The sequence below is a fragment of the Acidovorax sp. Leaf73 genome, assembly GCF_916855635.1.
Classification (GTDB): domain Bacteria; phylum Pseudomonadota; class Gammaproteobacteria; order Burkholderiales; family Burkholderiaceae_C; genus Acidovorax; species Acidovorax facilis.
The window spans coordinates 103,988-117,126 of record NZ_CAKASI010000007.1; the positions used below are offsets into that span (position 1 = coordinate 103,988).

Consider the following 13,139-nt stretch of genomic DNA (forward strand, 5'->3'; position numbering starts at 1 on the left):
CCGCGCGGCGCACCCGGCAGGGACCAGGTGATGGCAATGGAACAGCCCGTACCGCCGCCAGCGGAGTCCCCCACCTGCCCGCAGGCGCTGCCCGCCTCGGCCCTGCAAGCCCCACCCGGCGCGCTCGCGGACTGCGTGCGCGCCTTTTTCTGGCGCGACCTGGGCCGCCAGCCGCCCCACACCCTGGCGGACACGCGCGTGCCGCCCAGCCCCTACCCGGGCATCATCTGGCTCACGCGGGGCACGGTCCAGCTCGTGGAATGTGCGGGTACGGCCACGGCAGCGGCCATGCCCACCATCACGCTGTCGGGCGCCCACCGCCATCCTTACCACTCGGTCTCTTCCCGCGATGGCGATTCGTTCTGCCTGGCGTTCCAGCCCGGCGCGCTGGGGCTGCTGACCGGGCAGGACCTGGCGCCGCTGACCGACCGCATCACGGACGCGGTGACCTGGTTGCCCGAGGAGTGGCACCGACTCCTGGCAGCCGTCCACACGGCGCCCGACCATGGTGCGCGCAAGGCGCTGTGTGTGGCCTTCCTCACCCCGCGCTGGGGCGCCGTGGCAGACCGGCACGCCGCCTGGCTGCAGGTGTTGCAGCAGGACTGGCAGCGCGGCGCACGCCAGGCCCTGGCCACCACGCTCGGCTGGACGCCCCGGCACCTGCAGCGCCGCACACGGCAACTGGTAGGCCTGCGGCCTGGCGAAATCGAGCGCATGCTGCGGGCCGAACACGCCCTGCTGACCATGCGCGACGGCGATGCGGGTGCGCTGGATGCCGCGCTGCTCCACGGCTACGCCGACCAGGCACACTTCAGCCGCGAGGCGCGCAGCCTTTTCGAACGCCCTCCTGCTGCACTCAAGGCCCACACCCAGCAGCCGGGTGACGATGCCGACTGGCTGCTGCGGCGCAGTTGAAGGGGCCGCCGCGCTTTGCGACCGCTTTACCGCTGGATCACACGGGGGCGCTTGATCTTGGCCTGCAGCTGCAGGATGCCGTAGAGCAGCGCCTCGGCCGTGGGCGGGCAACCGGGCACATAGACATCCACCGGCACGATGCGGTCGCAGCCGCGCACCACCGAATAGCTGTAGTGGTAGTACCCGCCGCCGTTGGCGCACGACCCCATCGAGACCACATAGCGCGGCTCGGGCATCTGGTCATACACCCTGCGGATGGCGGGCGCCATCTTGTTCGTCAGCGTGCCGGCCACGATCATCAGGTCGCTATGGCGTGGGCTGGAGCGCGGAATGATGCCGAACTGGTCCAGGTCGTAGCGCGCCATGGCGGCGTGCATCATCTCGACGGCACAGCAGGCCAGGCCAAAGGTCATGAACCACAGGCTGTTGGCGCGTGCGGCCTGCACCACATCGTCCAGCCGGGCAAGCACAAAACCATCGCGCTCCATGGAGGGAGCTATTGCAAGGGAAGGAGAAGAGTTGTTAGCCATGGCCGCATCGTCGCCACGCGGGCCCACGCCGTCTTGAAGCAAAGCGACATCGGCCTCCATCACCGGAGACCTGCGACGACACCAGCCTCACCGCACAGCGCCCCAGCAGGCCCTGCGACAATCCTTAGAACCTGTTCAAGATCTTCAGGTGCGGGCGAGCCCGCTTCCAAGGCGCACTTATGCACAAAATTGGAGCATTCACCGGCCCCGCGTCACCGCAGGTGGTAACTTGTAAAAAAACTTTGCGCAACCGCTAAGTCGTTGATTTATATGGATTTAAATCCCCTGCTTTTTTGACAGGCAATCCAGCCAAAGCACGGATTTTCAAGGGCTTGCAGGCCAAACCCAAGGGATATCAACAAAGTTATCCACAGAAATTTTGGATTTCTTACAAATACCCTGTGAAATCAAGCACTTGCAGGCCATATCGAAGAAATGCGTGAACATGACACCACACTGCTAGCACAAAAAGGGGGCCATCTGTCCTCTTGACGAAGCCCTCGTGTCCGACTTATGCACACCAACCGTGATGCGGCGCAACATACGTCCGTCACAACGGCTTAGCACAAAAAATCGTGGGGAATTTCTTCAGATGCTTGATTCATAACGATTTTTTTGGTGTGCCGCATTTCCGGGCAATCTGTTCGCAGCCAGCATTCATGCGGGCTGGCAGGGTGTCCGGACAGGATGTCAACAAAGTTATCCACAGAAAGTCGGGATTACTTGGGGCCCCTCATCAAATCAAGCACTTAGCACCCAAACCTCCAAGCGACCTCCACAAGCCTCTGTAACCCGCCCTCTGCCGTGCCTACCCCCTCCACCATCGTCCAGGTTGCCCTGCACACCCCGTCGCACAGCGGCGTGGGCGATCTGCTGAGCTACGCCAGTGAGCACCCGCTCGCGCCCGGCACGCTGGTGCGCGTGCCGCTGGGCACCCGCGAGGTGCTGGGCGTGGTGTGGGATACCGACGAGGCCACCGGCGAGTTGCCTGACGGCGCCACGCTGCGGCCGATTGCCGGTGTGCTCGACGGTGTGGCGCCGCTGGACATGCCTTGGCGCCGCCTGGTGGCATTCGCCGCGCGCTACTACCAGCGCGCCCTGGGCGAAGTCGCTACGGCCGCCTTGCCGCCCCAGCTGCGCGACCTGCGCCCCGAACAACTCGCCCGCCGCCTGCGCCGCCCGGCCAAGGCAGGGGGCGACACTTCAAATGCTATTGAAAACATAGCACTTACCCCAGAACAGGAAAGCGCTAAGGCCCGAATTTCTGCTGAAAAAGGCCCTTTCCTGCTGTTTGGCAGCACGGGCAGCGGCAAGACCGAGGTGTATTTGCGCTGTGTGCAGGAGATGCTGGAGGCCGACCCCACCGCGCAAGCCCTGGTGATGGTGCCCGAGATCAACCTGACCCCCCAGCTCGAAGAGCGCTTTGTGGGCCGCTTTGCCCCGCGCTTCGGCCCAGGTGCCGTGGTGTCGCTGCACAGCGGGATGACGAACCCACAGCGCCTCAAGAGCTGGCTGGCCGCCCACAGCGGCAGCGCACGCATCGTGCTGGGCACGCGCATGGCGGTGTTTGCCAGCCTGCCGGGGCTGAAACTCATCGTGGTCGATGAAGAACACGACCCCAGCTACAAGCAACAAGAGGGCGCGCGCTACTCGGCCCGTGATCTGGCCATCTGGCGTGGGCGCGAGCAGGGCGCCAAGGTCATTCTGGGCTCGGCCACACCGTCGCTGGAGAGCTGGTACGCCAGCCGCCCCCCTATGGCCGACGACCCCGAAGGCGGCCGCTATGTGCGGCTGCACATGCCCAGCCGCATTGGTGCCGGCGCCCTGGCGCGTGTGCGCCGGGTGGACATGAACCAGCAGCCTCGGCGCACGGTGTTCAGCGCGCCGCTGCTGCAGGCCATCACCGAACGCGTGGCGCGCGGCGAACAAAGCATGGTGCTGCTGAACCGCCGGGGCTACGCCCCCGTGCTGCACTGCGTGGACTGCGGCTGGAAAAGCGACTGCCCGCACTGCAGCGCGCACCAGGTCTTCCACAAGACCGACCGCACCCTGCGCTGCCACCACTGCGGCTACACCGTGCGCGTGCCCTACCACTGCCCCACCTGTGGCAGCCCCGACATCCACCCCATGGGCCGGGGCACCGAGCAGCTCGAAGAGCAACTGGGCGCCCTGCTGTCCGAAGTGCTGCGGCCCGACCGCACGCCGGCCCGCATCGCCCGCATCGACGCCGACACCACCAGGGCCAAGGGTGCGCTGGAGGCGCAGCTGGCGCAGGTGCATTCTGGTGAGGTGGATGTGCTGGTGGGCACGCAGATGATCGCCAAGGGGCACGACTTCCGGCGCATCACGCTGGTGGCCGCGGTGCAGCCCGATGGCGCGCTGTTCAGCAGCGACTTCCGCGCGGCCGAGCGGCTGTTTGCGCTGCTCATGCAGGCCGCAGGCCGGGCTGGGCGCGATGCGGCCTACATGGCCGCGCAAGCGGTGCATGGCACGCAGCCCGAGATGTGGGTGCAGAGTTTTCACCCCAAACATGCCGTGTTCGAAGCGCTGCGCACGCACGACTACGAGGCCTTTGCCGCCCAGCAGCTCAAGGAGCGCGAGGAGGCCGCCATGCCGCCGTTCTCTTACCAGGCGCTGGTGCGGGCCGATGCCCGCACGCAGGAGGTGGCGCAGGGTTTTCTGTCAGCAGCCACCGCCGCCGCCCACGCCGCGCAGCTGCCAGGGCTGCCCGATGGCACGGTCATCCTGTTCCCGCCCGTGCCGCTGACCATCCAGCGTGTGGCCAATGTGGAACGCGCCCAGATGCTCATGGAAAGCAGCAGCCGCGCCACCCTGCAGCGCTTTCTGGCCGCGTGGCAGCCAGTGCTGCAAACCACCCGCAGTCAGCCCGAGCACAAGGGGCTGATACGGTGGCTGGTGGATGTGGACCCGCTCGCGATATGACGCCGGTCAACCGGGCAGATTGTCGTTGTAGACCTTGATGTAACAGACTTCGTTGGGCTGCAGCACCAAGCCCACAGTACATTCTGGCGTGAAGCCCGTGGGAGGAAGCACAACCAGTCCAGATATGACGCTGACGCCGGTCACCCGCTGCGCGCGGTCCGTCAGGTTCTGGGCGGTATAGATATGAAAGAAATCCCCGAAGAAGAGTTCGGTGCTGTGGGGAATGTTGGCCACGCCGCCTGTGGCCTGGTCAAAGGCGATCTCGACCGGTGGGGGGGTTGCGATGGCGGGGTGATTCCAGAGGCTCGCTGAGAGCACTCCGCAAACCAGCAGACCCGTTGTCCAGGCCTTCAGCGCACGGCCGCCCTGGGCACGCATCGCGTGATAGGCCGCCAGGGCCACCAAAACCGCCATTCCGATCAGCCCCCATTCAGACACCGTGGGCACGTTCGAGGCCGCGAGGGGCGCGTAGGACACGCTACCCATGGATTGCGCGGCGGCGCCCTGGGCCACGAGCAATCCCACCACCGCAACGACACTAGCCCGCGCACCCAACATCACTTGCTTCATTCTGAAATCCCTTTTTTGCGTAAAACAGAAAGTGTTACAAGGGATTACTGAATCAGCAAGCAAGTTATTGCCATGCGCAGACCGTGACCGCCTGCCCAGTCCTGATCACTGGCGCCAGCCACCGGGCTGGCCAAGAGCCAGCACCTTGATCAAGCTCCAGCAGCCACAAACTGCCCGTGCAGCCCCAGCGGCAGGCCATAGGGCAGCGTGACGCTGGCCACCGGCCCGGCATTCACCGCCTGGGCGTCGAACACGGACAGCGTCGTGCGCTCCGTCGGCCAGTGGTAGGCGGTGCCCAGCACCCAGCCCCGGCCCTCGGGCGCGGTGGTGCTGGCGGGGATGTAAACATGCTCCTCTGCAATCCAGCCCGCGCCGTACCGATGGCGCTGCGGTGTTTTGTCGCCCTGCAGCGTGAGCACCGTGTCAAAGCCCTGCACTTGCGCGTCCATGCCCGGGCTGCGCGCCAGCAAGGTGGTGAAGCGCGTGGGCAGCCCGTTGCGAGCCGGGTGGATGCGCGGGAACTCCACGTGGGCAAGCCCCGGTGTCTCCAGCCGCGCCTGGCCGATGGACGGGTTGAGCGTGATGTGCGCCCACTGCGTCGCAGCCGCTACCGAGGTGCTGCGGGGGGCATCGACGTTCAGATGGCGCAGCGCGGTCAGGATGTCGGGTTGCGCCACAAACCGCACCTGCACCGTGCCACCCTCTTCCCAGGCATTGGCCAGGTGGAACAGGCCGGTGGCGGGCAACTCAAAGCGCTGGACCTTGAAGTCCGCCTTGCCCACGAGCAACACCACCAGCGGCGCCTTGTCTTCCCAGCGGTAGTGCGGCAGCGGGCTACCGGCACCGGGCTGTCCGTTGAACTTCAGCGGCATGAGCAGGAACACCAAGTGCCGCTCAGTGATGGCGAAGTCGTGCACCATGTCTGCTTGTTCCGTGGTCAGGACATGCTGGCGGCGCAACTGCCCAGTCGGTGCAATGTCGTACACCAGCAGCTTCCCCGAGCCCGGGACATAGCCAAAATTCCACACCGTGCCATCCGGCGCCACACGCGGATGGGCCGAGAAGGGCGCGCCCCGCGTCTCGGGCGACCAGGCCTTGAACCCCTGGGCCTGCAGCGTAACCGGGTCCACCGCCAGGGCCGAACCCGCTTCCCACAGCGCAAAAAGCTCCTTGCGCGCGGGCAGGGCCAGCAGATTGATGTTGGCAGGGTTGACGTCGTCCGGCCCGCTGAGCGGGGGCGAGTTGGGCAGAGTGGTGGCAAAACCCGAGTACAGCAGCCGACCGGCGGCCTCTTCGGCTGTGAGCTTGGGGGTGGCCAGCAGGGCGCCTCGGTGCGAAATCCGGGGCGACGTGGCCGGTGATAGGTTGCCGCCCTCAAAACGAAACGCCTGCAGCATTCCGTCGCCGTCAAACCAGTGGTTCATGGCCACGCTGCCGAGCTCGCGCCGGGCCGGGCCAATGCGGTACAGCGTGCCCTGCAGGGCAGCGGGCCAGCGCCCCCTCACGGGCAGCGGGCCACTGGCGAGCGGCGCCTTCAAAGGCCCGTTGTAGGGGGTGTAACTGCTGCGCCAGGCATGGGGCGCATCGGCGCTGTGGCTCAGCGTGGGCAGCAGGCTGGCGGCCAGGGCTGCCAGAACAGCGCGGCGCGGTGGATGGGGGTGGGTCATCGCGGGCTCCTGGCTGGCTTACTTGAGTTCGATGGCCTGGGGGCTGACATCGGCACCCACGCGGAAGGCCGCGTCGGCGAACTGCGGTGGGCCCAGCGCGCTGCGCGCATTGCGGCTGAAGCCGTATAACTCGGTCGGCACGCCAAACACATTGGCGTCGAGTTTCATGTTGGCGTTCTCGTCCAGAAACACCGAAACGGCGTAGTCACCTTCGGGCAGGCCCACAAACTGCACCACAGCCTTCCCATCGCCCGGCTGGGCCGCGGCCACCTGCAGCGGCTTGCCGCGCGGGAAGCCCTCGCTGTTGTCAAACAGTGCGGCCAGCACGGCGCCCTGCTTTTGCGCAGGCACGGTGACTTCAATGCGCAGGTCGGCAGCGTGTGCTGCCAGGGTGGTCAGCGCGGCCAGGAAGAGAATCAGTTTTTTCATGAAGGGGCTTTCTGTGGGGGGGTCAAGCTGGGACACGCCCAGACCGACCCGCACTGTGCCCAGCCCGCCCAGGCCCCGCGAGGCGTTTGCGACGAAATGCACAAAACGTGGCGTGACCTGCAACCCGTCGGCGTGAGGCACACCGGCCTGGCAAGGCCGCCCAGTCGGCCCAGCTTGCGCTGCCCACCTGCCCGATAAAACTTGCATCCGGGGGGATCGGCCCAGATACTGCGCCTCTTTGCAGCTCGGTATTGGCGGGCATGGCGCCCCGCGCACCGTCCCCCTGCTCCCCCTCGACTTTCAGAAAGCCCTACCAATGACAGCCATTGTTCGTGCCCTGATCTTGCTGCTCCTCCTGGCGGGGGGAACCGCCGTGCGTGCCCAGAACCTGCTCACCAACGGCAACTTCGAGGCCGGCCTGGCTGGCTGGAGTACCTGGACGGCGCCGCCGGGCTTCTGGGACGGCACCTGGATACACAGCAACGACTGCGATATCTGGGTGCCCACCCAGTGCCCGTTCGGAGGCGCCGGAATGTCCCACGCGCAGAAAAAAGGCAGTGGCGCGGGCAATGCACACGGGGGCCTGTTCCAGACCGTGGCGGTCACCCCCGGGCGGGTGTACCGGCTGCGCGGCGCCTGGTCGGGGGGCGTCACGGGCAATGCCGGCGGCAACGCCACCTGGTGGGAAGTGGTGGCCTACGACGGCGCCGTGGGCGCAGCCACCATCGACGCGGCGCCCGGCCCGCTGGATACGCTGATTGCCCGGCGCGACGTGTCGAACCTCGCGCTCAACGGCGTCTTCCAGTTCCAGTGGGAGCCCTTTGACGGCACCTTTACGGCGACCTCCAGCCAGGTGACCATCGCACTCAAAACCGGCAGCTTCTTCACCTTCGACGCGGCGGGCTACCACGACGACCTGGTGCTCGAAGAAGTGGCCTCCAGCAACATCCCTGTCAACTCGCCCTGGGCGCTGGTGGTGCTTTGCCTGGGGCTGCTGGCGACCGGCGCCTGGATGCGGCGCGGCCCGGGAACGCGGCGCGGGTAGAAGGCAGCGCCAAAAATTCAAGCAATTTGGGCCACCAGCGCTTTATGGGAAAGCGCCAATAGCTATCATAAATATAGCAATCAGGTCAGCAACGCCACCGCTGCTGAAAAGCTCAGAAACGCCAGCGTCGTGGACACCAGAATGATCCGCGCTACACGCCCATTGTTGGCGCCGAACTTTTCGGCCAGCAGCGAGACGTTGCTGGCGCTGGGCAGCGCGGCCAGCAGCACCAGCACCGTCAGCGCAAAGGGCGTGAGCGGCACCCCCATCGCCATGCCCGCCGTGCCCACGCCCCACACCAGAAGCGGGTGCACCAGGAGCTTGGCCAGCGCCACCGGCACATAGTCGCGCGCGGGCACCTGCTCGTGCTGGTTCATCTGCGAACGCGCCAGCACGGCACCGATGGTGAACAGCGCCACGGGCGAGGCCGCGTCGGCCAGCATGGCGATGGTCTTGTCCACCGGGCCAGGCAGCTTGAACTGCAGGGCCGAGGCCAGCGCCCCCAGGGCAATCGACCAGGGCATGGGATTGGTCGCCATGCCCTTGAAGGCGTTCTTCAGCGCCACCCCCACGCCGTGGGTGCCCGCACCATCCAGGCGCGAGAGCGCAATACACAGCGAGCTGGTGATGACCATGTCCACCACGATGGTGACGATGGCCGGGCCCGCGCTTTGCGCCCCCAGCAGTGCGACCAGCAGCGGCACGCCCATGAAGCCGGTGTTGGGAAAAGCGGCCACCAGCGCGCCAAAGGCTGCGTCGTTCCAGCCGATGTGCGCCTTGCGCGTGAGCGCCACCGTGGCGCCCACCATCACCAGCGCACAGAGCACATACACGCCCGCCACGGCCGGGTCCAGCAGCTGGGCGATGGGTGTGCTCGCGCCAAAGCGGTACAGCATGCAGGGCAGTGCAAAGTACAGCACGAAGGCGTTGAGCCCCGGGATGGCCGGCTGGGGAAGCACTCCGCGCCGGGCGGCGAGATAGCCGCAGAGCACCAGCGCAAAGAAGGGGAAGGTGATGAGAAGGACGGAGAGCACGGTCCCATTGTCCTTGCTGCGCCTGCGGCCGGGGTCTGCGGCGCCCGGTGTGGTCAGCGCAAAGTCAGGTGGGGGCCATCACCCATGGCGAATGCACGGCAAGGATCTCCAGCCAGCGTTGCGGTTGAAGGCGCATCCACTTCACTGCTTGCGCTGGATGATCAGGTTGCGCTTGGCGTCTTCGGGGTAGGCGAAGGTGATGGCGCCGTTCTTGACCATGCCCATGACCAGCATGTTGCGCGTGATCGCGTCCTTGTCCTGCACGCTGAAGGGCTTGTCGTAGGTGGTGACCACGCCGTAGTAGGTCTTCATCTTGCCCTCCAGCGACTCCTTGATGGCTTTGCCGGTGAGGTTGCCGTCGCGGATGCCGAGGAAGGAATACATCAGCAGGTAGGTGGCGTCGTAGGCGTTGGCCGCTGCCATGGGCACGGCCACCTTGCCGTGGTACTTGCGGGTGTAGCTCGACAGGAACGATGCACGGCGCTCGTTGCTGGGCTCGGCGATGAAGGTCTGCACCATGAGCGCGCCCTCGGCCGCGTCCTTGGCGCCTTCGAGGAAGAAGGGGAAGGACAGTGGCCACGGCCCCACCTGCGGCACCTTCCAGCCCAGGGCCTTCTTGCCGTTGGCGATGGTGGCGTTTTCCGGCCCCACGGTGTAGCTGTAGACCACGTTGGCGCCCGCGTTGCGCGCGGCGGTCAGCTCGGCCGTGAGGTCCTTCACCCCCAGGTCAAAACGCGCCACATGCACGGGCTTGAGGTTTTTGGCCGCCAGCGCGGCCACCACGTCGTTGTAGCCGCCTTCGCCATAGCCGGTCTTGTCGGCAAAGATGGCGACCTTGTCCCAGCCGCGCTTGACGATGTCGTCCACCAGGAAGGGCGCCTGGATCGCGTCGCGCGCCTGCACGCGGAAGATGTAGCTGTCGGGCGCGGGGTATTTGGCCGTCACGGCAGTGCCCGTGGCGCAGGGCACGATGAGGGGGCTGGCGGCGCCCTGGAACAGGTCGATGGCCTTGAGCGCCACGCCGGTGTTGCAAAAGCCGATGGTGGCGACCACTTTTTCATTGAGAAGCTCTTGCGACACCTTACGCCCCTGGTCGGGGTCGGCCGTGTCGTCCTTGATGACCAGTTCCAGCGGGCGGCCCAGATAGCCGCCCACGGCATTGATTTCGTCCACCGCCAGCTTGATGCCGTTGAGCATGGGCCCGCCAAAATCGGCCGATGGCCCGGTGAACGGCCCCACGACCCCCACGCGCACAGGCACGGTGCTGCCGATCTGGGCCTGCGCCGGCAGCAGGGCCGTGCAGGCCAGTACACCGGATGCCACCACAGCGCTCCATGCGCGAAGGTGCACACAGCGGCGGCGTGCGTCCGGGATGCCCGGTGCGGCGGTCTGAGCGGTGGAGGGCTGGTCAGTGGGGTTCATGGCGGGGCTCGGTTCTCTACACCAGCATCCCGGCAAGAGATGCACTGGCCTGCGAGTATCAAATTGTGAAAACAAAGCCCCTAGCGGGGTTTCCCGGAGCGTCCGGCCCGCCAGGTGCTGGTGGCGCCCACCCGTCAGGGGCCTGTCAGCCGCCCGCCCGGCATACGCGGTCCACCCCGACTGGGCACGGGCTAGACAGGCTGCCGGACCGCGCCGGTATCATTGCGCCCTTGCGCGGCCTGACCCGGCCGCGCCACCATCAGCCCCTGGGCATGCGCCGCCCACACCCGCCCTCCCTGTCCCGCTCCCCGCTGCTCTGCTGCCCTCCCTCCCATGTCTGCCGGTCTCAATCTCGCCCAGCTCCAGGCTGTCCACTACACCGACGGGGCTTGCCTCGTGCTGGCCGGGGCGGGCTCGGGCAAGACGCGGGTGATCACCATGAAGATCGCCCACATGATCGAAAAGGGCATGGACCCCAAGCGCATTGCGGCCATCACCTTCACGAACAAGGCTGCCGCCGAAATGCGCGAGCGCGCCAAGGGCCTGATCGGCCGGCGCGCCAAGGATGTGCTGGTGTGCACCTTCCATGCCCTGGGCGTGCGCATGGTGCGCGAGGACGGCCATGTGCTGGGCCTCAAACCCCAGTTCAGCATCCTCGACGCCGATGACGTAACGGGCATCCTGAAGGAAGCCTCGGGCGGCACCACCGACATGGCCACCGCGCGCCAGTGGCAGTGGGTGATCAGCAAGTGGAAGAATATGGGCCTGACCTCCGAGCAGGCGCTGGCCCAGGCGGCGGACGACAACGAACGCATCATCGCCACGCTGATGGCCCGCTACGAAGAGCGCCTGGCGGCCTACCAGAGCGTGGACTTTGACGACCTGATCGGCATGCCGCTGCGGCTGCTGCGCGACTTCCCGGAGGTGCGAGCCAAGTGGCAGGCTGCCCTGGGCCATGTGCTTGTGGACGAGTACCAGGACACCAATGCCACGCAGTACGAGCTGCTCAAGCTGCTGGTGGGCGAAAAGGGGCACTTCACGGCCGTGGGCGACGACGACCAGTCCATCTACGGCTGGCGCGGCGCGACGCTGGACAACCTCAAGAAGTTGCCGGTGGACTACCCCCACCTCAAGGTCATCAAGCTGGAGCAGAACTACCGCTCCACCAGCGCCATCCTGCGTGCGGCCAACAACGTGATCGGGCCCAACCCGAAGCTGTTCCCCAAAACCCTGTTCAGCGAACTGGGCGAAGGCGAGCCCGTGCGGGTGGTGGACGCCGACAGCGAAGAACACGAAGCCGAGCGCGCCGTGGCCCGCATCCAGAGCCTGCGTGCGGCCAGCAACCCGCCACCGGACTGGAAGAGTTTTGCCATCCTGTACCGCGCCAATCACCAGGCCAAGCCGTTCGAGAAGGCGCTGCGCAAGGCCAATATTCCGTACAAGGTGTCGGGCGGCACCAGCTTTTTCGACCGCGCCGAAATCAAGGACCTGTGCGCCTGGTTTCGCCTCTGGATCAACAACGACGACGACCCGGCGTTTCTGCGCGCCATCACCACGCCCAAGCGCGGCATCGGCCACACCACGCTGGCGGCTCTGGGCGCGTTTGCCACGCAGCACAAGCAGAGCATGTTCGGCGCGCTGTTCAACGGCATGCTGCCAGCGGCGGTGCCCAAGCGTGCCATGGACGGCCTGCACGAATTTGGCCGCTACATCAATTACCTGGAGTACAGCGCCCGCCGCACCCATGGCGCCGAAGAGGCCCGCGCCTTTCTGAACGAATGGCTCAAGGAAATTGGCTACGAGCAGCACCTGTACGACAACGAAGACAGCGAGAAGGTGGCGGCCGCCCGCTGGAGCAACGTGATGGAGTTCTGCGACTGGATGGCCCAGCGCGCGGGCGGGCAGATCGACGATACGGCCGGTGCCGTGGTGGCCAAGGAGACCAAGAGCCTGCTGGAGGTCTCGCAGACCATTGCGCTACTGTCCACCATCAGTGAACGCGAGCAGGAGCAGGACATGGTCACGCTCTCCACCCTGCACGCCAGCAAGGGGCTGGAGTGGCCGCATGTGGTGCTGGTGGGCGTGACCGAGGGCATGCTGCCCTTCAAGCTCGACGACGACGAAGGCCGACAGCAGAAAGTGAGCGACGACACGCTGCAGCGCCTGCAGGAAGAGCGCCGCCTGATGTACGTGGGCATCACCCGCGCCCAGCGCACCCTGGCCGTGAGCTGGACCAAGCGGCGCAAGAAGGGCCGCGAGATGGTGGCCGCACAACCGAGCCGCTTCATCGCCGAAATGGGCCTGGACAAGACCACCGCCCGCGAAGATCCGCGCGAGAAGCTCAAGGCATTGCGCGCCGAATTTGCGGCCAAGGCCCAGGCCACCACCGCAGCCACTGCAGCAGCAGCCGCCACCCCGGAATGAGCGCCCCACCGCAGCCACGGCACCCACCACAACGCACTCCACCCATGGCGCCCGACATCCACCGACACACGCCGCTGTTGGCAGTTGCTTTTGTTTTGATAGCTATCAGCGCTTATCCTACAAGCGTCAGTAGCCAAAATGACCCAAAATCCACGGCAGC

General features: G+C 66.3%; 10 protein-coding genes. 4 read left to right on the forward strand and 6 right to left on the reverse strand.

The window, feature by feature from the left end:
- Positions 1 to 36 precede the first annotated feature (36 nt).
- Positions 37 to 915 carry a helix-turn-helix domain-containing protein gene (locus LPA35_RS22265; protein ID WP_228899036.1) on the forward strand — a complete coding sequence of 293 codons (879 nt, stop codon included), beginning with the start codon at positions 37 to 39 and terminating at the stop codon, positions 913 to 915.
- Positions 916 to 941: 26 nt separating this feature from the next.
- Here LPA35_RS22265 and LPA35_RS22270 read toward each other — a convergent pair whose 3' ends face one another.
- On the reverse strand, positions 942 to 1,403 hold the full coding sequence (locus tag LPA35_RS22270; protein WP_370641504.1) for an NADH-quinone oxidoreductase subunit B family protein: 462 nt from the start codon (positions 1,401 to 1,403) through the stop codon (positions 942 to 944).
- Between the two features lie 846 nt (positions 1,404 to 2,249).
- Here LPA35_RS22270 and priA point away from each other — a divergent pair.
- Positions 2,250 to 4,388: a primosomal protein N' gene (priA, locus tag LPA35_RS22275; protein ID WP_228899037.1), complete on the forward strand. Its 2,139-nt coding sequence runs from the start codon at positions 2,250 to 2,252 to the stop codon at positions 4,386 to 4,388.
- Positions 4,389 to 4,394: 6 nt separating this feature from the next.
- On the opposite strand, the gene LPA35_RS22280 is transcribed toward priA, so the two are convergent.
- The 3 genes from LPA35_RS22280 to LPA35_RS22290 form a co-directional block, all read right to left on the reverse strand.
- Positions 4,395 to 4,958, reverse strand: coding sequence for a midcut-by-XrtH protein (locus LPA35_RS22280; protein WP_228899038.1), 564 nt, complete (start codon positions 4,956 to 4,958; stop codon positions 4,395 to 4,397).
- Between the two features lie 149 nt (positions 4,959 to 5,107).
- Positions 5,108 to 6,625 carry a carotenoid oxygenase family protein gene (locus tag LPA35_RS22285; RefSeq protein WP_228899040.1) on the reverse strand — a complete coding sequence of 506 codons (1,518 nt, stop codon included), beginning with the start codon at positions 6,623 to 6,625 and terminating at the stop codon, positions 5,108 to 5,110.
- An 18-nt stretch (positions 6,626 to 6,643) separates the two neighbouring features.
- Positions 6,644 to 7,054, reverse strand: a complete 411-nt coding sequence (locus LPA35_RS22290; RefSeq protein WP_228899042.1) for a DUF2141 domain-containing protein — start codon at positions 7,052 to 7,054, stop codon at positions 6,644 to 6,646.
- Between the two features lie 316 nt (positions 7,055 to 7,370).
- Between LPA35_RS22290 and LPA35_RS22295 the strand changes: the two genes are divergently transcribed.
- The gene (locus LPA35_RS22295; protein ID WP_228899044.1) at positions 7,371 to 8,099 is read left to right on the forward strand and encodes a hypothetical protein; all 729 of its coding nucleotides are present in this window, start codon (positions 7,371 to 7,373) and stop codon (positions 8,097 to 8,099) included.
- An 80-nt stretch (positions 8,100 to 8,179) separates the two neighbouring features.
- Here LPA35_RS22295 and LPA35_RS22300 read toward each other — a convergent pair whose 3' ends face one another.
- On the reverse strand, positions 8,180 to 9,133 hold the full coding sequence (locus LPA35_RS22300) for an AEC family transporter (protein WP_228899045.1): 954 nt from the start codon (positions 9,131 to 9,133) through the stop codon (positions 8,180 to 8,182).
- Positions 9,134 to 9,274: 141 nt separating this feature from the next.
- A complete protein-coding gene (locus tag LPA35_RS22305; RefSeq protein WP_228899048.1) occupies positions 9,275 to 10,555 on the reverse strand; it encodes an ABC transporter substrate-binding protein in 1,281 nt (426 codons plus the stop codon).
- A 333-nt stretch (positions 10,556 to 10,888) separates the two neighbouring features.
- On the opposite strand from LPA35_RS22305, the gene LPA35_RS22310 reads away from it, so the two are divergent.
- Complete coding sequence (locus LPA35_RS22310) at positions 10,889 to 12,979, forward strand: ATP-dependent helicase (RefSeq protein WP_121508396.1); 2,091 nt, start codon at positions 10,889 to 10,891, stop codon at positions 12,977 to 12,979.
- Positions 12,980 to 13,139 lie beyond the last annotated feature (160 nt).